23 protein-coding genes and 1 pseudogene are annotated in these 23,108 nt (G+C 70.8%); 10 read left to right on the top strand and 14 right to left on the bottom strand.

All coding sequences use genetic code 11. The features are described 5' to 3' along the window. Positions 1-141 precede the first annotated feature (141 nt). Positions 142-759: a hypothetical protein gene (locus ACFVJX_RS15375; RefSeq protein WP_384127379.1), complete on the bottom strand. Its 618-nt coding sequence runs from the start codon at positions 757-759 to the stop codon at positions 142-144. A gap of 606 nt (positions 760-1,365) precedes the next feature. Between ACFVJX_RS15375 and ACFVJX_RS15370 the strand changes: the two genes are divergently transcribed. The 6 genes from ACFVJX_RS15370 (at position 1,366) to ACFVJX_RS15345 (ending at position 8,014) form a co-directional block, all read left to right on the top strand. Continuing rightward, positions 1,366-2,580, top strand: coding sequence for a helix-turn-helix domain-containing protein (locus tag ACFVJX_RS15370; RefSeq protein ID WP_384127381.1), 1,215 nt, complete (start codon positions 1,366-1,368; stop codon positions 2,578-2,580). Positions 2,581-2,805: 225 nt separating this feature from the next. Then, positions 2,806-3,069 carry a hypothetical protein gene (locus tag ACFVJX_RS15365; protein ID WP_384127382.1) on the top strand — a complete coding sequence of 88 codons (264 nt, stop codon included), beginning with the start codon at positions 2,806-2,808 and terminating at the stop codon, positions 3,067-3,069. 113 nt (positions 3,070-3,182) lie between these two features. Then, entirely contained in the window at positions 3,183-3,656 is a 474-nt protein-coding gene (locus ACFVJX_RS15360) for an SCP2 sterol-binding domain-containing protein (protein ID WP_384127384.1), read from the top strand. A 4-nt stretch (positions 3,657-3,660) separates the two neighbouring features. Further along, complete coding sequence (locus ACFVJX_RS15355; protein WP_384127385.1) at positions 3,661-4,875, top strand: acyl-CoA dehydrogenase family protein; 1,215 nt, start codon at positions 3,661-3,663, stop codon at positions 4,873-4,875. A gap of 180 nt (positions 4,876-5,055) precedes the next feature. Then, positions 5,056-5,883: a hypothetical protein gene (locus tag ACFVJX_RS15350; RefSeq protein ID WP_384127386.1), complete on the top strand. Its 828-nt coding sequence runs from the start codon at positions 5,056-5,058 to the stop codon at positions 5,881-5,883. 58 nt (positions 5,884-5,941) lie between these two features. Next, complete coding sequence (locus ACFVJX_RS15345; RefSeq protein WP_384127387.1) at positions 5,942-8,014, top strand: MDR family MFS transporter; 2,073 nt, start codon at positions 5,942-5,944, stop codon at positions 8,012-8,014. A 48-nt stretch (positions 8,015-8,062) separates the two neighbouring features. On the opposite strand, the gene ACFVJX_RS15340 is transcribed toward ACFVJX_RS15345, so the two are convergent. The 4 genes and pseudogenes from ACFVJX_RS15340 to ACFVJX_RS15325 all read right to left on the bottom strand — a co-directional run bounded on the left by ACFVJX_RS15340 (position 8,063) and on the right by ACFVJX_RS15325 (position 10,561). After that, positions 8,063-8,518: a YchJ family protein gene (locus ACFVJX_RS15340; protein ID WP_384127388.1), complete on the bottom strand. Its 456-nt coding sequence runs from the start codon at positions 8,516-8,518 to the stop codon at positions 8,063-8,065. Between the two features lie 60 nt (positions 8,519-8,578). Then, positions 8,579-9,388: pseudogene (locus ACFVJX_RS15335) on the bottom strand (SAM-dependent methyltransferase). Between the two features lie 76 nt (positions 9,389-9,464). After that, entirely contained in the window at positions 9,465-9,701 is a 237-nt protein-coding gene (locus tag ACFVJX_RS15330) for a DUF397 domain-containing protein (RefSeq protein ID WP_123464329.1), read from the bottom strand. Beyond that, positions 9,701-10,561, bottom strand: coding sequence for a helix-turn-helix domain-containing protein (locus ACFVJX_RS15325; RefSeq protein ID WP_384127390.1), 861 nt, complete (start codon positions 10,559-10,561; stop codon positions 9,701-9,703). Before ACFVJX_RS15325 ends, ACFVJX_RS15330 begins: the two co-directional genes overlap by 1 nt. A gap of 205 nt (positions 10,562-10,766) precedes the next feature. Between ACFVJX_RS15325 and ACFVJX_RS15320 the strand changes: the two genes are divergently transcribed. Then, positions 10,767-11,225: an ATP-binding protein gene (locus tag ACFVJX_RS15320; protein WP_384127391.1), complete on the top strand. Its 459-nt coding sequence runs from the start codon at positions 10,767-10,769 to the stop codon at positions 11,223-11,225. After that, positions 11,219-11,659, top strand: coding sequence for a hypothetical protein (locus ACFVJX_RS15315; RefSeq protein WP_384127392.1), 441 nt, complete (start codon positions 11,219-11,221; stop codon positions 11,657-11,659). Before ACFVJX_RS15320 ends, ACFVJX_RS15315 begins: the two co-directional genes overlap by 7 nt. A gap of 18 nt (positions 11,660-11,677) precedes the next feature. On the opposite strand, the gene ACFVJX_RS15310 is transcribed toward ACFVJX_RS15315, so the two are convergent. The 7 genes from ACFVJX_RS15310 to ACFVJX_RS15280 form a co-directional block, all read right to left on the bottom strand. Continuing rightward, positions 11,678-12,280, bottom strand: coding sequence for a hypothetical protein (locus ACFVJX_RS15310; RefSeq protein WP_384127393.1), 603 nt, complete (start codon positions 12,278-12,280; stop codon positions 11,678-11,680). Between the two features lie 68 nt (positions 12,281-12,348). Beyond that, the gene (locus ACFVJX_RS15305) at positions 12,349-13,689 is read right to left on the bottom strand and encodes a 6-phospho-beta-glucosidase (RefSeq protein WP_384127395.1); all 1,341 of its coding nucleotides are present in this window, start codon (positions 13,687-13,689) and stop codon (positions 12,349-12,351) included. 115 nt (positions 13,690-13,804) lie between these two features. Beyond that, positions 13,805-15,358, bottom strand: coding sequence for a cytochrome P450 (locus ACFVJX_RS15300; RefSeq protein WP_384127396.1), 1,554 nt, complete (start codon positions 15,356-15,358; stop codon positions 13,805-13,807). A gap of 90 nt (positions 15,359-15,448) precedes the next feature. Continuing rightward, positions 15,449-16,063, bottom strand: coding sequence for an ATP/GTP-binding protein (locus tag ACFVJX_RS15295; protein ID WP_384127398.1), 615 nt, complete (start codon positions 16,061-16,063; stop codon positions 15,449-15,451). Then, positions 16,044-16,415, bottom strand: coding sequence for a DUF742 domain-containing protein (locus ACFVJX_RS15290; RefSeq protein WP_384127399.1), 372 nt, complete (start codon positions 16,413-16,415; stop codon positions 16,044-16,046). The genes ACFVJX_RS15295 and ACFVJX_RS15290 overlap by 20 nt, the downstream gene beginning before the upstream one ends. Then, on the bottom strand, positions 16,412-16,819 hold the full coding sequence (locus ACFVJX_RS15285) for a roadblock/LC7 domain-containing protein (RefSeq protein WP_024494673.1): 408 nt from the start codon (positions 16,817-16,819) through the stop codon (positions 16,412-16,414). Before ACFVJX_RS15285 ends, ACFVJX_RS15290 begins: the two co-directional genes overlap by 4 nt. Next, complete coding sequence (locus ACFVJX_RS15280) at positions 16,816-18,420, bottom strand: sensor histidine kinase (RefSeq protein WP_384127401.1); 1,605 nt, start codon at positions 18,418-18,420, stop codon at positions 16,816-16,818. The genes ACFVJX_RS15285 and ACFVJX_RS15280 overlap by 4 nt, the downstream gene beginning before the upstream one ends. A 468-nt stretch (positions 18,421-18,888) precedes the next feature. Between ACFVJX_RS15280 and ACFVJX_RS15275 the strand changes: the two genes are divergently transcribed. Next, on the top strand, positions 18,889-19,656 hold the full coding sequence (locus tag ACFVJX_RS15275; RefSeq protein ID WP_384127402.1) for an IclR family transcriptional regulator: 768 nt from the start codon (positions 18,889-18,891) through the stop codon (positions 19,654-19,656). A 23-nt stretch (positions 19,657-19,679) separates the two neighbouring features. On the opposite strand, the gene ACFVJX_RS15270 is transcribed toward ACFVJX_RS15275, so the two are convergent. After that, positions 19,680-20,186, bottom strand: a complete 507-nt coding sequence (locus ACFVJX_RS15270; protein ID WP_384127404.1) for a MarR family winged helix-turn-helix transcriptional regulator — start codon at positions 20,184-20,186, stop codon at positions 19,680-19,682. After that, a complete protein-coding gene (locus ACFVJX_RS15265) occupies positions 20,183-21,895 on the bottom strand; it encodes an FUSC family protein (protein WP_384127405.1) in 1,713 nt (570 codons plus the stop codon). Before ACFVJX_RS15265 ends, ACFVJX_RS15270 begins: the two co-directional genes overlap by 4 nt. Positions 21,896-21,976: 81 nt before the next feature. Here ACFVJX_RS15265 and ACFVJX_RS15260 point away from each other — a divergent pair, with 81 nt between their 5' ends. Continuing rightward, positions 21,977-22,966: a phosphotransferase family protein gene (locus tag ACFVJX_RS15260; RefSeq protein ID WP_384127406.1), complete on the top strand. Its 990-nt coding sequence runs from the start codon at positions 21,977-21,979 to the stop codon at positions 22,964-22,966. Positions 22,967-23,108: the final 142 nt, after the last annotated feature.

Genomic DNA, 23,108 nt, shown 5'->3' with positions numbered 1-23,108 from the left:
TCACACGCCCACGGCTCCGCCCCGCGTTCCCGCGCATCATCATCCCTCGTCATTCCCTTCCATCGACGGTGCAGACCGCACGGCAGGGGCCCCGCGGTGCGGTCTGCTGAGCGTTCGGCTGTCCGGCGGCCCGGCAGTCCGTCAGCTGCCGATGATGCTCGTGATGCCGGTGACGGTGTAGTCGCCCGTGAAGGTCGGGTGGGCTCCGTTGGCGACGATGCCGGCGCAGGCGGCGGTGGCCCCCGAGACGGTCAGCTGGTGGGCGGAGGAGTTGGAGACCGCCAGCTTCTTGGTGCTGTTCGTGTACTTGGCGTCGACCTCACCGGTGACGTTGAAGGTGCAGGTGAGGACGGTGAGCTTGGCCTGGATGTTCTTGATGTAGCCGGTCGTCACACCGGAGGTGTAGTCCTGCGCCACGAGCTGCCAGGCCGGCGAGGTCGTGGCGACCGGCGTCACCGGGCCGAGCGCACTGGTGCACGGGCTGGCCGACGTCCCGAAGTTGGCCGCGGTGATGTTGCCGACCGTGGCCGGGTTGCCCGTGGCACTGAACGCGGAACCGCTCGCGCCCGCCGTCGGACACGTGAGCGGAATCCCGCTCACGGACAGGACGGTGTTGGTCGAGACGGCGGTGAAGGGAGCCGGGTTCGGGGCGACCGTCCACGTGGTGGCGGGAATTGCCATGGCCTGGGTCGACCCGAGCACGACGGCGACCGCGGCCACGCCGGTGGCGACGGCGATCTTCTTGAGGGTATTACGCACAGTTAGTTCCTCCGATTCGACAATGCGGGCGGCACTGCTTGCGGGGACGCGCTCCACAGCTGCCCAAGGGGCAGGAAGCACGGCTGCGAACCAATTCTCCGAGGGGAGACGTACACTCTCGGCCACATATAATCTGTGACAGGCCGTGACGTTACTTGCGAGAAACTTCCAGCACAATCCTGCTGGCCAAGATTCTCGTCGGCAGCTTTTTTTGTCATCCGTAGGTCACTAAATGGCGCAGATCAATTGTCACTTGGTGCTTAAATTCCCGCCCGTCGCGGGACCTCCGGACCCGGCGCCGCCGACGAGCCGGCGGACCGCCGCTCTCCGGACGACGCCCGGAGTTCACCGGTACCGGTACCTGGCGATACCAGCCACACTCCCGACTGTTGTCCGAAATTGACCACTCCCACCCCACCTGCACCGGAGCACCGCAACCGGGCCGAAGTGTGTGCACCCTGCACTTCGATCTTGCACAAGTGGTGGGCACGGTCACTGACTTGGTCTATCTTCATCGCGGACTTGGTACGCACCTGTCGGTTCGTGGGAGCGCTTTCCCCCACTGCCTCACCCCCCACCGGGCGCCGGAGAGCAAGGGGACTCGTCATGCCGAAAGTCATTTCTCCGCTGGACACCGGAGATCCGCTGGGACCGCTTCCCCAGGAGTTCGCCGCGATCATGCGGCCCGAACTGCCAAGTCTCATCAAGGAGATCGGCGTCGAGGTGACCCGCGCCTATCCGGAATACGCGCGTCTGCTCAGCGGCCCCAACGGCCAGGCCATTCGTGTCGGCGTGGAACAGAGCCTCTCCTCCTTCGTCGATCTGGTCGCCGAACCGTCCACATCGACCTCGTTGCGTGACGACATGTGCCGTCGATTCGGACGGTTCGAGGCGTACGAGGGCCGCACCATGGAAACGCTCCAGGGCGCCTATCGGCTCGGGGCCCGGGTAGCGCTGCGACGGGCGAAGAAGGTGGGCCGCAGTTACAACTTCTCGCCGACCCTCATGCTCAGTTTCGCCGACGCCCTCTTCGCCTACATAGACGAGCTCGAATCGCTCTCCCGCGAGGGCTTCCTGGAAGTGCAGTCCCAGACCGGCGAACAGAGCGAGGCCATGCGCCGGCGTCTGCTCCACCTGATCCTGGCCGGCCGACCCGTCCCCCGTACCGCCATCGCCGAACTCTGCGAGCAGACCGGCTGGACGCTGCCCGAGGAGGTCACCCTCGTCGCGGCCCGCGCACCCGCCGGGCTCGACCGGGTCAGCGCCGATCGCGACGTCCTGGCCGATCTGAGCGACCCGCAGCCGCATCTGCTGATCCCGGGCCCGCTCGACGACGCGCGAAGAACCATGCTCGACCAGTCGCTCCTCGGCACCCGCGCCGCGATCGGGCTCACCGTCCCCACGGCTCTGGCGTCGGACTCGATCCGCTGGGCCAGGCGGGTACTCGAACTCGTCGACACCGGCGTCATCGACGACGAGCCGTTCATCCTGTGCGAGGACCACCTCATCACCCTGTGGCTGCTGTCCGACCCGGTCCTCCTGGACCAGCTCGCCCAGCGCGAACTGGCACCCATCGCCAAGATCAGCGCCACCCGCCGGGAGCGGCTGGTCGAGACCCTGCGCATCTGGCTCGACACCCGCGGCACCGCGGCCCACATGGGCGAGCTCCTCGATGTGCACCCGCAGACCGTCCGCTACCGCATGCGCAACCTGGAGTCCATCTTCGGTGAACAACTGATCGACCCCGAGAGCAGGTTCTCCACCGAGGCAGTTCTGCGGGCGCTCCAACTGCGCGCCCGCAGCGAGGAATCCGCCCTGTAGTGCACCGCGCGGCCAGGACGGTCCCAGCCGGATCACGCCTCGCACCGCGAGTCAACTTACTTACAGGTAAGGCGAAATACCCGGTCACTCCCAAACGGTTGCCACACGGAGACGTTCTCAACGAGAAACCCGGAACTGCGTCCCGTACATATGGAGGAGTCGGCCGCCCACCCGGCGGCCGCGCCGCATCACCTCCTGGCCAACCATCGGAGAGGGAACACCCCCATGACCGCCTCGCACCTGCTCGTCCCCGTGCCGATCCCGGACCGGGTCGCCGCTCTGATCGGGTCCTGCATCCCGCCGGACATCCTGGAGGCGGAGTTCGACGCCGAGTGCGCCGCGCGCGAGGTCCGCAGGTTCCGCGGTCCGCGGCTCGGCGTCGAGGACCAGGCCGACCGTGAGCAGGCCCTGTCGGAGCTGGCCCGCGCCAACAAGTTCCTGGCCGCCCATCACCCCCGGCTGGCGGTGCGCCCCGGCAGCTCCTGGTGAATCGGCCGCACCGCACCGGTTCCGTACCCGCCCCGCTCGCACCCGTCTTGCGGAGGGGCGGCTCGACGCTTACCTTACTCAAAAGTAAGTTTACTTCAGAGTAAGGAACTGGCGTGGCCGACAACAGCAGCGGCAACCTCACCGATGAACTGGCCGCACTCGACTTCGCGACCGTCTCCCCGCCGGAGTTCGCCAGGATCGTCAAGGGCCTGTCCGCCAAGCAGCTCGGCGAGGTCATGCACGGCGAACTGCGCACCCGGGTGCTGGGTGAGGTCTTCGGGCGGATGCGGCAGCAGTTCCGCCCGGACGCCGCGGGTCAGCTCACGGCGCTGATCCGCTGGAAGATCACCGGGGACACCGACGTGGTGTTCGAGACCTCCATCGCGGGCGGCACCTGCGACATCAGGGAGGGCCGCTCCGACGCCGACCCGCGCACCACCCTGGTGATGGCGGACGCGGAGTTCCTGAAGCTGGTCTCCGGCAACGGCAACCCGGTGACGATGTTCATGATGCGCAAGCTGAAGGTGGCCGGTGACGTCGGTCTCGCCTCGGGCCTCACCCGCTACTTCGACATTCCGAAGGCCTGAGCCCATGAGCTACTTCTCCCTCGCCCTCACCGAGGAACAGCAGGATCTGCGCAACTGGGTGCACGGCTTCGCCGCCCAGGTGGTGCGCCCGGCGGCCGCCGAATGGGACGCCCGCGAGGAGACGCCCTGGCCGGTCATCCAGGAGGCCGCCCGGATCGGCCTGTACGGGTTCGAGTCACTGGCCGACATGTACGGCGACCCCACGGGGCTCTCCCTCCAGATAGCCAACGAGGAGCTGTTCTGGGGCGACGCCGGCATCGGCATGGCCCTCTTCGGCACCTCGCTCGCCGTCGCCGGGATCTTCGCCTCCGGGACGCCGGACCAGCTCGCCGAGTGGGTCCCCCAGTGCTACGGCGACGAGGACGACCCGAAGGTGGCGGCGTTCTGCGTCTCCGAACCGCAGGCCGGCTCCGACGTCTCGGCGATGGCCACGAAGGCCCGCTACGACGAGGCCAAGGACGAGTGGGTGCTGTCCGGCCAGAAGGCCTGGATCACCAACGGCGGGATCGCCGAGATCCATGTGGTCGTCGCCTCGGTCGACCCGTCCCTCGGCGCGCGCGGACAGGCCGCGTTCATCGTGCCGCCGGCCACCAAGGGCCTCGATGCCGGCCGCACCATCAAGAAGCTCGGCCTGCGCGCCTCGCACACGGCCGATGTGTTCCTGGACGACGTACGGGTCCCCGGGCACTGTCTGCTCGGCGGCAAGGAGAAGCTGGACGCCCGGCTCGCCCGCGCCCGTGAGGGCGGCAACGCCAAGGGGCAGGCGGCGATGGCGACCTTCGAGGTCAGCCGCCCCACCGTCGGCGCCCAGGCGCTGGGCATCGCACGCGCGGCGTACGAGTACGCCCTGGAGTACGCGGGACAGCGTGAGGCGTTCGGACGGCCCATCATCGAGAACCAGTCGATCGCCTTCGCGCTCGCCGACATCCGTACCGAGATCGAGTCCGTACGGCTGCTGATCTGGCAGGCCGCCTGGATGGCCCGCAACGACCGGACCTTCGACGCGGGGCAGGGCTCCATGTCCAAGCTCCGGGCCGGCGAACTCGCGGTGTCCGCCACCGAGAAGGCGGTCCAGATCCTCGGGGGCGCCGGGTACAGCCGCGAGCACCCCGTCGAGCGGATGTACCGGGACGCCAAGATCTACACCATTTTCGAGGGGACCAGCGAGATCCAGCGCCTGGTCATCGCGCGGGCCATCTCGGGCCGCCACATCCGCTGAGCCGGATGGCACCGCGGCCGGTGCACGGGGGCACACCGGCCGCGGTGCCCACCTCGGCGCCACCGGACACAGGACGCTGCATATGATCCACGGATCCACGGACGGCACCCGCGGCCGCAACGGCCGGCCGCGCCCCTCCCACCGCCCGTCCGACCGCAGTCGCACCTCCTGGGGAACACCATGGCCGCCGGCGCCCGCCCGTCCGTACTCTTCGTCACCGACCTCGCCTACGAGGCCCGCGGGCGTCGCTACTGCGACGAGGACATCCATCTGACCGCACGGCTGCGCGAGGACTTCGACACGGCGCTCTGTCATCCGCGTGACGCCGCCGCGCTGCTGGACGGGTTCGACGCGGTGGTCATACGCAACAGCGGTCCGGTGCTGCACTACCAGGGGGCGTACGACGCCTTCCGCGCACGCGCCGCGGAGCTGGGCACACGGGTCTACAACCCACTGACCGGGCGGGGTGACATGGCGGGCAAGCAGTACCTGGTCGATCTGAGCCGCGCCGGGTATCCGGTGATCCCCACGGTCGACCGGACGGCGGACCTCGGGCTGCTGCCCGGGGCCGAGGGTTATGTGGTCAAGCCGAAGCTGGGCGCGGACTCGGTCGGACTTCGCTTCGTACGGAACCCCGAGGAGGCGGCCGGGACGGACGGGACGCAGCTGATCCAGCCGCGCGTCGACTTCCGCTACGAGGTGTCCTTCTACTTCGTCGACCACGACTTCCAGTACGCGCTCAACGCGCCGCACCCGGAGCGGCGCTGGGTGCTGGAGCCGTACGGGGCGAGCGCGGCGGATCTCGCGTTCGCACGCTCGTTCATCGACTGGAACACCCTCGACCACGGCATCCAGCGGGTCGACGCGTGCCGGACCGTGACGGGCGAGCTGCTGCTCGTCGAGCTGGAGGACCTCAACCCGTACCTCTCGTTGGACCGGGTCGCCGAGCCGGTGCGGGAGGCGTTCGTGACCCGGATGAAGACCTCGCTGAGGGATCTGCTGGCCTGAGGACACGTCCGGCGGCCCCCGGCATGCGGGTGACGGGGCGCGGTGTGAGGGTGCAAGCGTGACCACTGCCAGCGAGACCGCACCCGCCGCGCAGAGTGCCGCCGCGCCGCCCCTGCTCGATCCGCGCCGCCGCAACATCGTCTTCGCCACGATCGTGCTGGGCATCCTGCTGGCCGCGCTGGACCAGACGATCGTGGGGACCGCGCTGCCCACGATCGTCTCGGACCTCGGTGGCGCCGCCCATATGTCATGGGTGGTCACCGCGTATCTGCTGGCGGAGACGGTGGCGACGGTCCTGGTCGGCAAGTTCGGTGACCTGTTCGGCCGGAAGATCGTCTTCCAGCTCTCGGCGGTCATCTTCATCACCGGCTCGTTCCTCTGCGGCCTCGCGACCAACATGACCCTCCTGATCGTGTGGCGCGGTCTGCAGGGCGTCGGCGCGGGCGGTCTGATGGTCACGGCGATGGCGCTGATCGCCGATGTGATCCCGCTGCGCGACCGCGGCAAGTACCAGGGGGCGATCGGCGCCGTCTTCGGCGTCGCGACCGTCATCGGGCCCCTGCTGGGCGGGCTCTTCACCGACCATCTGACCTGGCGCTGGGCGTTCTACGTCAACGTGCCGATCGCGATCGTGGTCGTCATCGCCGCGGCCCGCACCATTCCGTCCGTCAAGGCGGCGGGACGCCCGGTCATCGACTATCTGGGCATCGCGTTGGTCACGGTCGGGGCGAGCTCCCTGATCCTGGCGACGAGCTGGGGCGGAAACCAGTACGCCTGGGGCTCCTCCGTCATCATCGGCCTGTTCGTGCTCGGTCTGGCCGCGCTCGCCGTCTTCTGCTTCGTCGAGTTCCGGGCGAAGGAACCGATGCTGCCGATGCGGCTCTTCCGGAACCCGGTCTTCACCGTCTGCTCGATCCTCAGCTTCATCGTGGGGTTCGCGATGCTCGGCGCGATGATCTACCTGCCGACGTATCTGCAGTACGTGGACGGGGACTCGGCGACGCTCTCGGGGGTCCGGACGCTGCCGTTGGTCATCGGTCTGCTGGCCGCCTCGATCTTCAGCGGCAACGTGGTCAGCAAGACCGGCCGGTACCGGATCTTTCCCATCGTGGGCTCGCTGATCATGGCGGTCGGCCTGTTCCTGCTCTCCCGAATGGGTCCGCAGTCAGGGGTGTGGCTGGAGTCCCTGTACATGCTGGTGCTCGGCATCGGCATCGGGCTGTCCATGCAGGTGCTGACGATCGCGGTGCAGAACACCGTCGACTACGCGGATCTGGGCACGGCGACATCGGGCGTGACCTTCTTCCGCACGCTCGGCAGCTCCTTCGGCACGGCGGTGTTCGGCACGATCTACACGAACGCGATCGGCCCCAATCTCAAGGACGGGGTCGCGGCGGCGGCGCGGGCGGGCGGCGATCCCGCGGTACTGGCGAAGGCGTCCCAGAGCCCGGAGGGGTTGCACTCGCTGCCCGACGCCCAGTCGGTGCCGCTGGCGCAGGCGTACGCGGACACCCTGCACACGGTGTTCCTGTGGACGGTGCCGGTGGCGCTGCTCGGATTCGTGGTGGCCCTGTTCCTGAAGGAGGTGAAGCTGCGGGACACGGTGCGGGCCGGTTCCACCGACATGGGTGAGGGCTTCGCCTCGCCGAACACCCGGGACTCGGCCCAGCTGCTGGAGTTCTCGGTGGCCAGGGTCCTGCGGCGGGTGGACCCCGACACGGCGCGGCGGATCGTCGCCGAATCGGACACCCGGCTCGACATGGCGGGGGCCTGGGCGGTGATACAGGTGGAGCTGTTCACCAGGATGGTCGGCCACGCGGGCCTGAGGCTGATCGCGGCCCGCCACCGGATTCCGCCGGAGGTACTGGTGCCCGTCTTCGACCGGATGATCGAGGAGGGCTACCTCACCGGGGACGGCCATCTGTTCGCGCACACCGAGGCCGGGAGCCGGGAGGCCGCGACCATCACGAACGCCTGGGCACAGTGGCTCAACGACGAGCTGGGTCACGACGGCGAGCGTCCGGACGACACCCGGCTGCGCGCCGCTGTCGACGTCATCGCCAAGCGGCTGCTGGCGGAGGACCTCACGCAGGAACTGGCCCCGGTGGCTCCGGCCGGTGCGCCGGTCTGACCCGGGCGGCGCGGGGCGACCCCGGGTCCGCGCCCGATCCGGCGCGTCTCAGTCGGCGAACACCGCCGACTCGTAGACCCAGGCGCCCTCATGCCGTACGAATCGGCTCTGTTCGTGGAGCGAACCGGCGCGGCCGTTGTCCCTGAAGTGCGCCCGGAAGGTGACCGTCCCGGTGGTGTGGAAGGCGCTGCCCTCCGTCGTCCCCAGGATCTCCAGACGCTCCCAGCGCGTCCCCGGGTCGAGGTCGAGCGCCTCGGGCCGGGTGGTGGGGTGCCAGGTGCGCAGCAGATACGCGGCGTCCCGGACGGCGAAGGCGGCGTACCGCGAGCGCATCAGCGCCTCGCACGTCGGCGCGGCGCCCCCGGCGTGCAGCCGCCCGCAGCACGTGCCGTACTCGGCGGGCAGCCCGCACGGACACGGTGAGTCTGTGGTGATCCGGGCCTGGGGGGCTGTACGGGCGCCCGCGGCGGACGGCTGCCGGGTGCGTGAGGTGCGTCGGGACATGGGTCCATTGTGGACCGTGGCGGAGCCGGGCCGTTCGGCCGGGCCGCCCGGCCCCCGCCCTCAGGCCTTGCGGGCCACTCCCCCGTATCCCGGGATCGGCTCGTCGCCCGGGACGTCGATGACCTCGCCGAGTTCCGGGTGCCAGTCGGCTGTGAGACAGACGCCGGGGCCGACGAGGTCGAGGCCGTGGAAGAAGGCGGCGACTTCCGCGCGGGTGCGCAGGCGCAGCGTCATCCCGCGGGCCCTGTACAGGGCGGCCGCCTGTGCGGCGCCGTCCGGGTCGAAGTCACCGGTGGTGTGCGAGAGGATCAGGTAGCTGCCGGGCGCGAGCTGGTCCACCAGGCGGTCCACCAGCTCCGCCGCGCCGTCCTCGTCGTCCAGGAAGTGCAGCAGGGCCAGCAGCGAGAGGGCGATGGGCCGGTCGAAGTCGAGGACCCGGCCGGCCGCCTCCAGGATGGCCTCGGGCTTGCGGGCGTCGGCCTGGATGTACTCGGTGGCACCTTCCGGTGTGGAGCGCAGCAGGGCCGCCGCGTGGGCGAGGACGATCGGGTCGTTGTCGCAGTAGACGACGCGGGCGTCCCGCGCGGTCTACTGGGCGATCTGGTGGAGATTGGGCTCGGTCGGTATGCCGGAGCCGATGTCGAGGAACTGCCGGACGCCGTTCTCCACGAGCCAGCGGGTGGCCCGGTGCATGAACGCCCGGTTGACCCGCGCCATGTCGCGGCCCCGGGAGTCCAGGGACAGCAGCTGTCTGGCCATCTGCTCGTCGACCGGGTAGTTGTCCTTGCCACCGAGGAACCAGTCGTACATCCGCGCGGGGTGCGGCTTGCTGGTGTCGATCTCTACGGAGAGGGGCTCGTGCCCGGTCATGGCGCGCTCCTTGGTTCCGGTGGCCGGCGAACAGCGAGAACGGGGTGCGACGGCCGGGCGTCCGGCCCGCCACGGGTCAGGTGAGCAGGAAGTCCGCCTGTCCGGCCTTGGCTCCCTGGATGAATGCTGCGATCTCACGGTGGCTGTAGATCAGGGCGGGGCCGTCGGGGTCGGCGGACTGACGCATGGCGATTCGTCCGTCGGACAGCTTCATGGCCTCGACACAGTTGCCGCCGTTGCCACCGCTCCACGGCTTGTACCAGCCCTCGGAGCCGAGTTCGGCGGCCGGCATGCCGTTGTATATGGGTGTCATCACAGCTCCTTGCGGAAGTCCCGGAGGATTTCCTTCGTGCGTTGTGCAGTCGCGGCCTGGGCCGCCATGCGGTCCATGACCTCGAGGTAGGAGGCCACCTCGGGGCGCGCGTCGAAGTAGACGGCCCCGGTCAGGTACTCGCTGTAGACCATGTCGGGGAGCTCGGGGACGGCGAACCGGAACAGCACGAAGGGGCCGTAGGTGCCCGGGTGATGGCCGGTCGAGAACTCGGCGATCTGCAGGGTCACATTGGGCATCGCGGTCGCTTCCAGCAGCCGGTCGGCCTGGGCGCGCATGGTGTCGGGACTGCCCACCGGGCGGCGGAGCACCGTCTCGTCCATGACCACCCACAGTCTTGGGGCGTCCGGCCGGGTGAGCAGGGACTGGCGCTGCATCCGCAGCGCCACGTGGCGTTCGATGTCCTCGGGCCTGGTCTGGCCGACCGCTCCGGTGCGCATGACCGAGCGCGCGTAGTCCTCGGTCTGCAGGAGGCCGGGGACGAAGTGCGGCTCGTACATGCGCAGGAGGCCGGCGGCGCCCTCCAGGCTGACGTACATGCTGAACCAGTCGGGCAGCACGTCGTGGTAGCGCTGCCACCAGCCCGGCTTGTTGGCCTCCTCGGCGAGGACGACGAAGGCGTCGGCCTCCTCCTCGGTGATCCCGTAGGCCTTCAGGAGCAGTTGTACATAGGGGATCTTGAGAGCGACCTCTGCCGTCTCCAGCCTGCGTATCGTCGCGGGCGCGACACGCAGCACCTTGGCAGCCTGGTCCCGGCTCAGGCCGACGCGTTCCCGCAGATCCTGCAGGCGCTTGCCGAGAACGACCTGACCCACGGTCGGGGCGGACCGCGGTTCACTCACTTCAGACCTCCCCATGCACTGTTTGCCAGCAGTCTGCCATGCGCGTGCCATCAAAGACACAGCCACTCTGGAAATTTCAGAGTGCCCCTTGCCAAGTGTTCACGACAGGGGGAGAGTTGGTGAGTGAACCAGTTCACTAGTCGTGCCCGCCCCCTTTCACAGGGATCGCGAAGCGTGACGCAGCCCCCACTGTGAGGATTCGGTCGTGGCACCTGGCAGTGCGCTCATCCCCCGGCTCATGGACCTCAGCCCCGGGACGGAAGCGCTCCGTTACTGCTTCGCGCTGCCCGCGCACCCGGAGTCGGTGGCCGGTGCCCGGCGGCTGACGCGAGCCCGGCTGGACGAGTGGCGGCTGGACGGGGACGCACACGACGCGGCGATCCTCATCGTGTCCGAACTGGTCACCAACGCGGTGGTGCACACCGCAAGCTCTCGCGTCGTGTGCGAGCTGCGGTGCCTCGACCGGAGGCTGCGCATAGCCGTACAGGACCAAGGACACCAGCCCGGCGGGCCGCAGCTGTGCCGCAGCGCCGACGACGAGCACGGACGCGGCCTGCTGCTCGTGGACGCGATGTGCAGCGCCTGGGGGTCCCGCGACGCCGGGGACCGCTCGGGCCGCATCGTCTGGGCAGAACTGCCGCACGGCTCGGAGCACACATGCTGAAGAACGCCATGTCCCACATCCTCGGAGCCCGACGCTCCCGCACCCCGGGCCGCACCGGCGGTCTGGGGCGGGTGCAACTGCCGCTCCCCTCGGCCCTCTCGGCGAGCCTGGGCTGCGACGCGGTGGGCATACCGGCCAGGTACGGCTTCCGGCTGATGTCGCACCTGCCGCGGACCGGCTGCGTCTTCGCTGACGGCGAGCGCTGGTGGTGGATCGTCCCCTCGGGCTCCGACCTCGACCTGGACTGGCCGGCGCAGGCCGCGTACGCGCGAGGGGCCTGTGTCCCCGCGGTGCGGCCCCGTCTGATCCACCAGCCCGACAGCCGTACGCCGTACACACCGCCCATCCCGCTGTACCTCATGGTCTGCCAGGTGACCGGCGTGACTCCCTCGTGGACGTCCGCGGGCGGCCCGCGGGTGGCCTCCGCGCCCTGACGGGACGAGGCACGAGGCTCAGGCGAGGAAGGCCCGCGCGAAGCCGGCCAGGTTCCGCGGGCAGGCCCATACCTCCCGGGTGAGCCCGCCCCCGTACCAGGAGCGGCGCCATCCGTCGTCGGCAGACGAGGCGTCCTCGTCGGCGATCTCCTCGGCCAGGGCCGCCTCGTGCTCCGCATCCCGCTCCGGATGGGCCAGCAGCTTCAGGGCTGCCGGGAAGCCCTCCAGATCGCCGTTCCCGGGAACGTCGTCGCAGGGATGTGCGGCGTGGCCGCAAGCGGCGCCGCCCATGGAACGTTCGATCCCCGCCATCACCGCTGCGACCCGGTCCTCGGAGGGCCGGTGGGGCGAGGCATGGACGACGTATCCGCCGATGTAGTACATCCCGAGTACCCACAGCGGGGTCTCCGCGGAGCCGGCGGCGGCGCTCGCCTCCAGGTGCCGGGCGCATTCGAGCACCGCGTGCCGGGCACTGCCCAGGTAGTAGCCCTGGTGAAGGCTCTCCCAGTCCCCCACCAGTGCGTCCCACTCACCGGGGCCGGCCGGCGCCCCGATCGGGTCCGACCGCTCCTCCTCGTACTCCAGGTCCTCGGGACTCCGCACCTGCGCCTCGCCGCTCATGGCCCCGAGGATGGCACAGGCTGCCGACAGCGCTCGGCCGCGCCGGTGCACCGGCCGGACGCACGAGATCAGGCCAGGTACGCGAGACCGGGGTGGGCCTTCGTGTACCCGTCGACCAGCCTTCGGGCGACCGAGACCGAGTCGACGAGCGGGTGCAGGGCGAACGCCCGGACGGCGTCGGCGCGCGAACCGCTCGCCGCCGCGTCCAGCACCGCACGCTCGACCGCCTTCACCGAGGTGACCAGGCCGACGGCGTGGTAGGGCAGGGGGTCGACGGCGACGGGGTGGGCGCCGTTCGCGTCCACCAGGCACGGCACCTCGATGACGGCGTCCGCGTCGAGCACCGAAAGGGTGGTGCGGTTGCGGACGTTGAGGATGAGCGAGGTGCGTTCGTTGCGGGCCACGGCCCGCATGAGGGCAAGCGCGACCTGCTCGTAGCCGCCGGAGTCGAGATCGCTCTCGTCGCGCTCACCGGCCCCGGCGACGTCCCGGTTCTCCGACATGTAGGTCGCCTCGCGCTCGGCCCGGGTGCGGTCCCAGGTGGCCAGCGCGGGCGTGGCCGGGTCCTTCATCCGGCCGTAGAACCCCTCCTGCTGTTCGCGGAGGAAGGCGCCCCGGGTCTGCTCCGCCTCCTGATAGGCCCTGACCGCTTCCCGGTTGAAGTAGTAGTAGTGCAGGTACTCGTTGGGGACCGAGCCCAGGGACCGCAGCCAGTCGGCGCCGAAGAGCCGGCCCTCCTCGAAGGAGCCGAGCAGTTCCGGGTCGGCGAGGAGGCGCGGGAGTTCGTCCCGGCCCTCGACGTACAGCCCGCGTACCCAGCCGAGGTGGTTGAGGCCGACGTAGTCGACCCGGGCCCGGTCGGGGTCGGCGCCGAGCACCCTGGCGATTCGGCGGCCGAGGCCGACCGGTGAGTCGCAGATGCCGATGACGCGGTCACCGAGGTGCCGGGACATGGCCTCGGTGACCAGGCCCGCGGGGTTGGTGAAGTTGATGACCCAGGCGTGCGGGGCGAGCCCGGCGATGCGCCGGGCCAGGTCGACCGCGACCGGCACCGTGCGCAGACCGTAGGCGATTCCGCCCGCGCCGACGGTCTCCTGGCCGAGCACGCCCTCGTCGAGGGCCACCCGCTCGTCGGCGGCCCGGCCGGCGAGGCCGCCGACCCGGATCGCCGAGAAGACGAAGTCGGCGCCGCGCAGCGCCTCGTCGAGCTCGGTGGTGGCGACGACGGCCGGGGCGTCAGGAATGCCCTCGGCCTGTTCGGTGAGCACCCGGGCGACGGCGGCGAGCCGGTCGGCGTCGGTGTCGTAGAGGGTCACGGCGGAGACCCGCCCCTCGGCGTGGTCGGCGAGCAGCGCGCCGTACACCAGTGGAACCCGGAACCCGCCGCCACCCAGAATTGTCAGCTTCACGCTTCCGCATGGTACGTGGGGTTCCGCGAGGGGCCGGTTCCGCCGGGCGGGGGCGGCCCGGCGGGGCGGTCCTGCTGTCCGCCGCCACCGGGCCGTCCGCGTGGTCCGCCGCCGGTCAGTAGCCGTTCCACCAGCGGGTGACGACGCGCCACAGCCGGGCCGGGGCCGCGGGCCTGCGCTGCTGCGGGATCAGCCCCGTCGCGCCCCCGCCCGGCGCTACCGCCGAACCGTCGGTGGCGGTGGTCGCACCGGCCGGGGTCCGGTCCGCCGACGCGGCGCTCGCGCGGACCGGGATGGGTGCGCTGTGACGGACCGCCGACTGCACCTCCCAGTCCTGGCGCGTCGGGTTCGGCTTGCCCATGGAGGGCGGTTCCCTGTCGTCCTGCGGGGGGCGGGACGCGAACTCGGCCGGCAGTTCCACCAGGTGACGGCCCATGATGTTGCCGACCCACTGGAGCTCGCTCTCCTCGACGGCGAGTTCGAGGTCGGGCAGCCGCATCAGCAGCGCGTCGACGCCTACGTCCGCGATGGCGCGCCCGATGTCCTGCCCCGGGCACTCGTGGGGCCCGCCGCTGAACGCGAGATGGGCGCGGTTGCCCTCCATGTTGGCCTTGAGGTCGGGCCGTACCACCGGGTCGGTGTTGGCAGGGGCGATGCCGACGATCATCGCGTCGCCCGCCTTGATGTGCTGCCCGCCCAGCTCCGTGTCGCCGACCGCCCAGCGGCCGAAGACCGCGGTGAACGGCGGCTCGTCCCACAGGGTCTGCTCGACCGCCTCGGGGACGGTCATGTGCCCGCCGCTGAGCCTGGCCCGGAACCGCGGGTCGGTCAGCACCATGCGGAGCACGTTGGCGATCAGGTTGGCGGTCGACTCGTAGGAGGCGATCAGGATCAGACGCAGGTGCTCGGCGACCTCCTGGTCGTTCATGTCCGCGGGGTGCTCGACGAGCCAGGTGGCCAGGTCGTCCGCGGGTTCGCGGCGGCGCCGCTCGACGAGACGGTTGAGCGCGGCGAGCACGTAGGCGTTGCTCTGGACCGCGGTCGCGGTCCCGCGGGTCATGTCCCGGGCGGCCTGCACCATGCGGTCGTTGTACTCCTCGGGCATACCGAGGATCGCGCACACCACCATCATGGGCAGCCGCTCGGCGAAGGCGCTGACCAGGTCGACGCGCCCGTCCCGGCAGAAGTCGTTGACGAGCCGGTTGCTGTAGCGGTTGACGTGGCGGCGTACGCCGCGGGTGTCGATGCGCGCCATGGAGTCGGTGACGGCGCCGCGCTGCCGCTCATGGGTGGCGCCGTCGGCGAAGGCGCAGATCGGCTGCCAGGTGAAGATCGGGGCCAGTGGGTGGTCCGGCGCGACGCTGCCGTCCTGCAGCGCATTCCAGCGGCGGGAGTCGCGGGAGAACTGCGAGGGCGTACGGGTCATGTGCAGGTTCTCGCTGTGCCCGAGGACCAGCCAGGCGGGCACGTCGCCGTGCAGCAGTACGGGCGCCACCGTGCCGTGTTCGGCACGCAGTTTCTCGTACAGGCCGTGCGGGTCCTGTTCGGCCTCGGGGCCGTAGAACCTTCGCACGCCGCCGGGGCCGATACCGAGGCCGTGGGCCGGGCACTCGGGGGGCGGAACCGGCCCCGTGGCCGCTCCGGGCTCGTAGTGGAATGGGGTTGTCACGATCGCTCCAGGGATCAGGCTGCCAGGGCCGGACGAATGGGGTACGCGGTGGGGCGCGTGGAACGTGTGCGCACGACGCGTGCGGGGACGTCAGCCGCGCGGGACCGCCACACTGTGCAGATACCGCATCAGGGTCATCAGCACATCGCGGCTGGAGGCGCGCAGCCGGGCGTCGCAGTCGATCATCGGGACCTCGTCCGGCAGGTCCAGGGCGCTGCGCAGCGCCTCGACGGGGTGCTTGGGCGCGTCGGGGAAGGTGTTGACGGCGACGACGAACGGCACACCGCGTTCCTCGAGCCGTCCGATGACGTCGAAGCTGACCTCGAGCCGTCGGGTGTCGATGAGGACGACGGCGCCGAGCGCCCCCTCGAACAGGCCGTTCCACAGGAACCAGAAGCGTTCCTGGCCGGGGGTGCCGAAGAGGTAGAGGATCAGCTCCTCACTGATGCTGATCCGGCCGAAGTCCATGGCGACGGTGGTGGCGGTCTTGCTCTCCACCCCGAAGTTGTCGTCCACGCCGACACCGGCCTGGGTCATGGTCTCTTCGGTGGTCAGTGGCCGGATCTCGCTGACCGATCCGACCATCGTCGTCTTGCCGACCCCGAACCCGCCGACGATCACGACCTTCACCGCGGCGGTGGCCGTGGTGGGAAGGACGTCCTCGCTCCGGGGGCCCGTGATCGTGTCAGAGTTTCTGAAGTCCATGCATCACCGCTTCGAGGAGGGACCTGTCCGGGAGGGTCGCGCGGATGATCGGCGCTCGCGACTCGATCAGTTCGGTCGCGAGGAGCTCGGTGAGGAGCGAGGTCACCACGCTGAACGGCAGGCTGAGGTAGGCGGAGATCTCGGCGACGGATAACGGGGCCTGACAGAGCCGCAGGATCACGGCCTGCTCGGGCTGGACCGTCGGGGTCGGCTGCGACTTCGAGACCACCATCGTGACCAGGTCGAGTGCTGCCCGCTCGCTGCCGTCGGGATCGCCGGTGATCACGTAGAGCCGTTCCGGATCGTTCAGCTCCGGATCGACCTTGCGGCGTTCTCGTCGGGTAGAACTCATCCGGCCTGCCCGTCGTGTCGGGGCGGACTCGTCAGATGGGCGCCGATCCGTACGACCATGTCGCGCATCCGCGATCCGACGAGCCCCGCGTCCACCGTCTCACCGGCCAGCACCGCGAGATAGGCGCCGGCCCCGGCGGCCATCAAGTAGAAGAAGCCGCCGGTGACTTCGATGACGACCAGTCGCATCCGGCCGTCGCTGTAGGGGATCTCCGAGGCGACGGCCGCGGCCAGACTCTGCAGGCCGGCGCAGGCGGCGGCGAGCCGGTCGGCGACATCGGGGTCGCCGCCGTGCCGGGCGATGCGCAGGCCGTCCGCGGAGAGCACCACGATCTGGTGAATGTCGGGGACGTCGTCGGCCAGCTCTTTGAGCATCCAGTCCATGTTGCCCCGTTGCTGGATCACTTCAGGTCTCCCTTGTCCCACGCGTCATCGGAGTCTTCGTCGGTCCCGGGCTCCCGGGGGACGCCGTTGGCAGCCTTGGTGAACGCCTCCAGCCAGATCCCGGGGGGCGGTTCCTTGGCGTTTCCGTGCCCGTTGCCGTTCCGGCCCGCGGTGGAGTCCGCGGGCTGCGCGGGGAGGTTGTGCGAACCCAGCGGTGCGCGGCCGCGGCTGCGGCGCTGCGGCAGTCCGCCCGAGGTCCACTCGGTCACCACGGGGAGTTCGTCCTCCATGGCGACGGCCGGGGTGGCGGGGACGGCCGGACGGGCGGCGGGTGCCACCGGACCGGTCGCCGGGCGTGCGGCCAGCGGGCTGGGCTTGCGGTGGGTGCTGCGGGCCGGGACGACGTGCTTCATGTCGGCGAGGTCGATATCGCTGGTGGGGCGCGAGGTGGCGCCGATGCCGTGGGCGATACCGGGAGCCGGGCCGGTGGTGATCATGGAGCGGGGCACGATGAGCACCGCACGGACACCGCCGTACGCGGACTGCCGCAGCGAGACCTGCAGGTCGTACATCCGCGACAGCCGGCCGACGACCGCCATGCCGAGCCGCGGGGACTCGCCGAGGTCGTTCATGCTGGAGCCGGCCTGGGCCCTGGCGAGCATGTTCTCGGCCCGTGCGCGGGCCTCCTCGCTGAGGCTGACGCCGCCGTCCTCGATCTCGATGGCGATGCCGGTCTGCACCTCGACCGCGGTGACGTGCACGCGGGTCTGCGGCGGCGAGTACCGGGTGGCGTTGTCGAGGAGTTCGGCGCAGGCGTGGATGAGCGGTTCGACCGCGGTGCCGATGATGGCGACCTTGGCGATCGAGTGCAGATCGACGCGCGGGTACTCCAGGATCCGCGACATGGCACCGCGCAACACACTGAACAGCGGTACGGGTTTGGGCCACTGGCGACTGGGCCGGGCACCGCCGAGCACGGCGATGGAGTCGGCGAGCCGGCCGATCAGCGCGGTGCCGTGGTCGATGCGGAGCAGGTCGTCGAAGACGTCGGGGTTACGCCCGTGGTGCTCCTCCATCTCGCGCAGTTCACTGGCCTGGCGGTGGACGATCGCCTGGACGCGGCGGGCGACGTTGACGAAGGCGCGCTGCGCGGAGTCACGCGTCGCCTCCTCGTTGTCGATGATGTCCAGCACCGTGTAGACGAGCGAGCGCTGGGCGTCGGGGAGATGGCGGTAGACCTCGTCGCCGTCCACGACGTCGCGCAGCACCTCGTCGGGCGAGTTGCCGACCCGCAGCCGGTGGATCGCTGCGGGCAGGAGCTCCTTGCTGATCCGGACGGTCTCCTCGTCGTGGTTGGCGAGGCGGCGTTCCAGGACGGCGCAGCGCTGCTCGTACGCGGCGCGCTGCCGGCGGATCGTACGTCCGCGGCGGGCGAGTTCGGCGGTGAGCGCGGCGACCACGACGGTGGCGAAGGCGCCGCACGCGACGACCGGAATCCGCGCGGACTCGGCCACCAGCGCCACGGCGGCGGCGGTCGCGCCCGCCATCACGACAACGGGCAGCAACACGGCGCGGACGACGGGTGTTTCTCGGTCGATCGGCGGTGATTCAACACGAACCATCTAAAACCTCTGGCGGTTGATTCGGGGGAGTATTCAGGAGGTACGGCGCTTACAGGGCAGTCGTGAACAAGCGCTCGAATTCACATCAACTCGACTTCACTGCGCGTGAGCTTAGTCAGATCGAAACAGTGCTTCGGCCCATTCACCCAACCCCCTGCGCGAGCACGCCGGCGGTAATACACTCACGAGTTTTTACACGCACCGCCTCCGAGCGTGCGCGGGGAGTGACGACGGGGAGGATTCGTGATGAATCGCTTCCCCAAGTCCCCTTCTGCGGGACGGATCACCGGAGCAGTAGAGTCAACAGGCGCCTGTGCACCGTGAATCGCCCCCTCCACAGCCGGATCCGTTCCGCACCGCGGGACAAGGGCACATGTGATCGAAGGGGATCGAAAGGAACGGATTCATGTCCGACGGGCGAGTAGGACACGGGGTCGCCGCACGAACGAACAGGGGAACGGACATCTCATGGAGCCGACGCGTGGGTACACCATCGAGTCACTGGACACCGGTCTCCGGCTGATGAGGCTGTTCCTCACACATGACTCGCTCACCGTCTCCGAGGCGGCCGAACGGCTCTCCGTCGGCCGCTCCACCGCCCATCGCGTGCTCAGCACACTGGAGGGACGCGGCTTCGCGATCCGTGACTCCTCGGGCCGCGGCTGGTCGGCCGGACCCGAACTGGTCCGGCTGGGCCGCCCGGCCGGTTTCGGCACCGCCGTCCGCGAACGGATCGGTGCGGTGCTCGATGACGCGGTGCGGCGTACCGGCGAGACCGTGCGGAGCGTCGCCCTCATCGGGGACCGGATCATCGTGACCGACGGCCGCGAGTCCCCGCACCCGGTGCGGGTGGTGCTGGAGACGGACCGCACCCATCCCGCGCACGCCACGGCGGGCGGCAGGATGCTGCTGTCCCGGATGACCACGGAACAGGTCCGCGCCCTCTATCCGCAGGAACGGCCGGACCAGATCACCGCGCACGCACCCGGTTCACGATCGGCGCTGCTCGCGGAGCTGGCGGACATCCGCGCGTGCGGATACGCGATCAGCCGCGGCGAGTCGGTGCCGGGCATGTACACGGTCGCGGTATCGCTGACCGGTTCCGGCTGGCGTGACCGGCTCGCGCTGACGGCCTGCGCGCCCGCCGACCGCGGTGACGATGCGGCGCTGGAGCGCCGCGCCGGGGAGCTGCGGCGGTCCGCCGCACTGCTGGGTCCGGCCGCACATCCGGCCTGAGGCGGGCGCGGCACCCGGGACGGTCAGCGGCGGGCGCCGCCGATGCGCCCCTCCAGCTGGACCAGCAGTTCGCTGAGCTGGGCGCTGAGCCGGTCGCGGGACTCCTCGTCCAGACCGGAGAGCACCGCGCGTTCGTACGCCAGCTGCTGCGGCAGCAGCCCGTCGACGAGCTCCCGGCCCGTGTCGGTGAGCCGGACGTGCGCGACCCGGCGGTCGCGGGCGTCACTGCGGCGGTCGATGAGGCCGCGCTCCTGGAGGACCCGCAGGCGTTTGGTCACGGCCGCGCCGGAGGAGAAGGTGTCCCTGGCCAGTTCACCGGGGGTGAGTTCATGGTCGGTGCGGCGCACGGCGCCGAGCAGATCGAATTCGGGACGGGTCAGCCCGGCCGCCCGCAGCGGTGCGTCCTCGGCCTGCTGGAGCAGCGCGGAGCAGCGGTTGATACGGCCGATGAGCTCCATGGGCCCGGTGTCGAGCTCCGGGTTCACTGCCCGCCACTGCCGTACCACCGAGGCGACGATGTCGTCCGTCACACCACTCCGTTCTCCGGGGCCGGGGCGATCAGCCCCTGCCGTGCCGCTGTCGCCGTGAGCGTACGGTGTCCGGCCTGCTCGGCGGCGAGCACCTCCTCCTGGAGCAGGGCGCGCTGCCACCACTCGCCGGCCGCCGTGTCGTCGGCGTCGCGCAGCTCCACCAGTGATCCGGTGAGCCCGCGACGGGCGGCTTCGAGCGCGGCCGGGGCGGGGTCCGGAGCCGCGAGGGTCTGTACCGCGTGGGCGCGGGCCAGCTCGGCGGCGGCGAGCGCCGTCTCCACCCGTCCGGTGGCGCGGCGGTTGGTGACGAGCACCGCGGCGAGGAATCCCACGGCCGCACCGATGACGGTGTCCAGGACCCGGTCGCCGATGAGTTCACCGGCCGGGTGGCTGCCGGCGTACTCCAGGACCAGCAGGGCCATCGGGGTGACGGCGACGGAGCCGAGCCAGTAGTTACGGGTGATCAGGGCCTCGGCGGCGAAGCTGAAGAGGAGGCAGAACCCGATCAGGGCCAGTGGGCCGGTCCGGGCCGCCGGGAGCACGGCGGCGAAGACCAGGACGCCGAGGAGGTTTCCGAGCGTGCGCTGGAGCGTCCGGTTCCAGGAGAGCGTGACGTTGGCCTGGTAGAGGGAGGCGGCCGTGACGATCGCCCAGTAGGGGCGGCCGACACCGACGGCCGACGACGCGTAGCCGGCCAGGGCGCAGCCGATGAGGGTGCGGGCGGCGACCGGCAGCAGCGGGGAGCCGGGGCCGAGACGGCGGAGCAGGGCCCGGCGGGCCGCACCGGGGGCGGGGGGCCGCAGCACGGCGCGTTCGGCGTCGATGCCGAAGAGTTCGGCGGCGGTTCCGGGGGCGGCCGGCGGCGTGGGCACGGGTCCGCGGGCTCGGGTCCGTCCGGCCCAGGTGCGCAGCAGGGCGGGATCGGCCGCGGGTGCCGCGGTGCCCCCGGCCGGCGCGCCCGCGGAGAGTACGGCTTCCGCGTGCACGACGAGGCGTTCCAGCGCACGGCGTGCGGGGGTGGGCCGACCGGCCGCGAGGAGGGTCTGCCACGCCGCGTGCACGGCGGCGACCGCCGCGCGCCGGGTGCGGTGGCCGGGGTCGTCGGCGTAGGCCGCGGCGGCGTTCAGGGCGCGGGCCGTGGCGTAGCGCTCTGGCCCTTCGCGGCGGACCAGCGCCGGACCGGCGACGGTGACCAGCCAGGAGACCGCTCCCGCGCCGAGGGTCAGGGCGAGGTGACCGGGCACCTGGCCGATGTGCTGCGGGGCGAACAGGGCGGCGGAGCTGACGAACGTGAAGATCACCGGTCCGGGCGGTCCGATCCGGGTGGCGTCGCAGAGCAGCTTCTGCCCGGCGGCCAGGAGTGCGCCGACGGCGATCAGGACGGCGGGTGAACCGGTCAGCGAGGCCGCGACCAGGGACACCGCCAGCCCGGCGAGCATGCCGAGGACGACCGCGACGACCGTCCCGGCGCGTCGGGCGTACGGGAGGTTGTGGCCGTACAGCGCACAGAGCGAGCCGGCCATCGTGTACATCACCAGATCGAGGCGGCCGATGGAGAACAGCACCAGGTTGGGTATCGCCGTGGCGACGACCACGCTGGACGCCGGCTTCCACCACATGTCCGAGGGCCGGGCCAGGCGCAGCGGGCCCGCCAGCGGCAATCCGCGGACGGTGGGCTGCCTGCGGGACCGTGTAGTTGTATCACTCACCCACATACGTTAACAGGTATTACACATATAAAACACTGCGATCGAAATCTCTGCCGGACGGCGGCTCGGTAGCCTTCCGGAATGACCGGCAGCGCGGAGACGACGACAGGCGCCCCCGGCGCGGAGGACGACGGCCCGGAATGGGCCAACACCCGTAGGTGGGTGGAGAAGGGACTGCCCGCCGGGACACGCGTCGTCGGCGCCGAGCGGCTGCGCGGCGGGTGGACCTCGCAGATGCGGCGTCTGAGCGTGGCGGGCGGTGACGCCCCGGGGACGCTGGTGCTGCGGTCCTTCGTCGAACCGTTCTTCGTCAAGCACGCGAAGGGCCTGCTCACACGCGAGGCCGACATCCTGACACTGCTAGCGGACACGGACGTACCGACGGCCGCCCTGCACGGCGTGGACGCGACGGCGGCGCACTGCGACCATCCCTCACTGCTGATGTCCCTGCTGCCGGGCGGTGTGCGGCTGTCCGACGAGGGCGCCGGACGCCGGGCCGAGCTGCTGGCCGCCCAACTGGTCCGCATCCACGGCATCGACGTCACACCGGGAGACCGGCCCCGCACGTACGAGGCCTGGACCGCCCCCGACCGGGTGCGCGTACCGGAGACCACCGCGCGGCCCGAGCTGTGGCGGCGGGCGGTGGACGTCATCCGGCGCGAGGCCCCGGAGTACCGGCCCCGTTTCCTCCACCGGGACTTCCACCCGGGCAACGTGCTGTTCGACGGTGCGGGCGACCACGTCCGCGTCACCGGTGTCGTCGACTGGGTGGAGACGTCTTGGGGGCCGGCGGACCTGGATGTGGCGCACTGCTCGACCGCGCTCGCCCTGCTGCACGGCGCCGGGGCCGGAATGGCGTTCGCCGACGCGTACACCGCCGCGGGCGGCCGGCCGGCCGACGACCCGGCGGACCACCTGTACTGGCGACTGCTGGACGCGCTCGCCTTCGCTCCCGACGCGGAGAAGGTGGCGGTCCCCTGGCGCGAACTGGGACGGGACGACCTGACGCCGGAACTCCTCACCGGGCGACTGGAGGAGTACCTCCGGCAACTGCTCCTGCGTTACGGCTGAGAGTGCCCGGCCCGACCGCCGCTCCCCCGTCGGGCCGAGCCCCGGCGCACGCGAACCGCCCGCGCCCCTCGCACGGTCGGCGGCGGAAGTGACGGCGACAAGGCGAGCTCGGACAAGGACTCCGGCTCCGCATCTGCACCGC

This window comes from Streptomyces sp. NPDC127177, assembly GCF_042672475.1.
Classification (GTDB): domain Bacteria; phylum Actinomycetota; class Actinomycetes; order Streptomycetales; family Streptomycetaceae; genus Streptomyces.
This window is presented reverse-complemented; position numbering and strand designations above follow the sequence as displayed.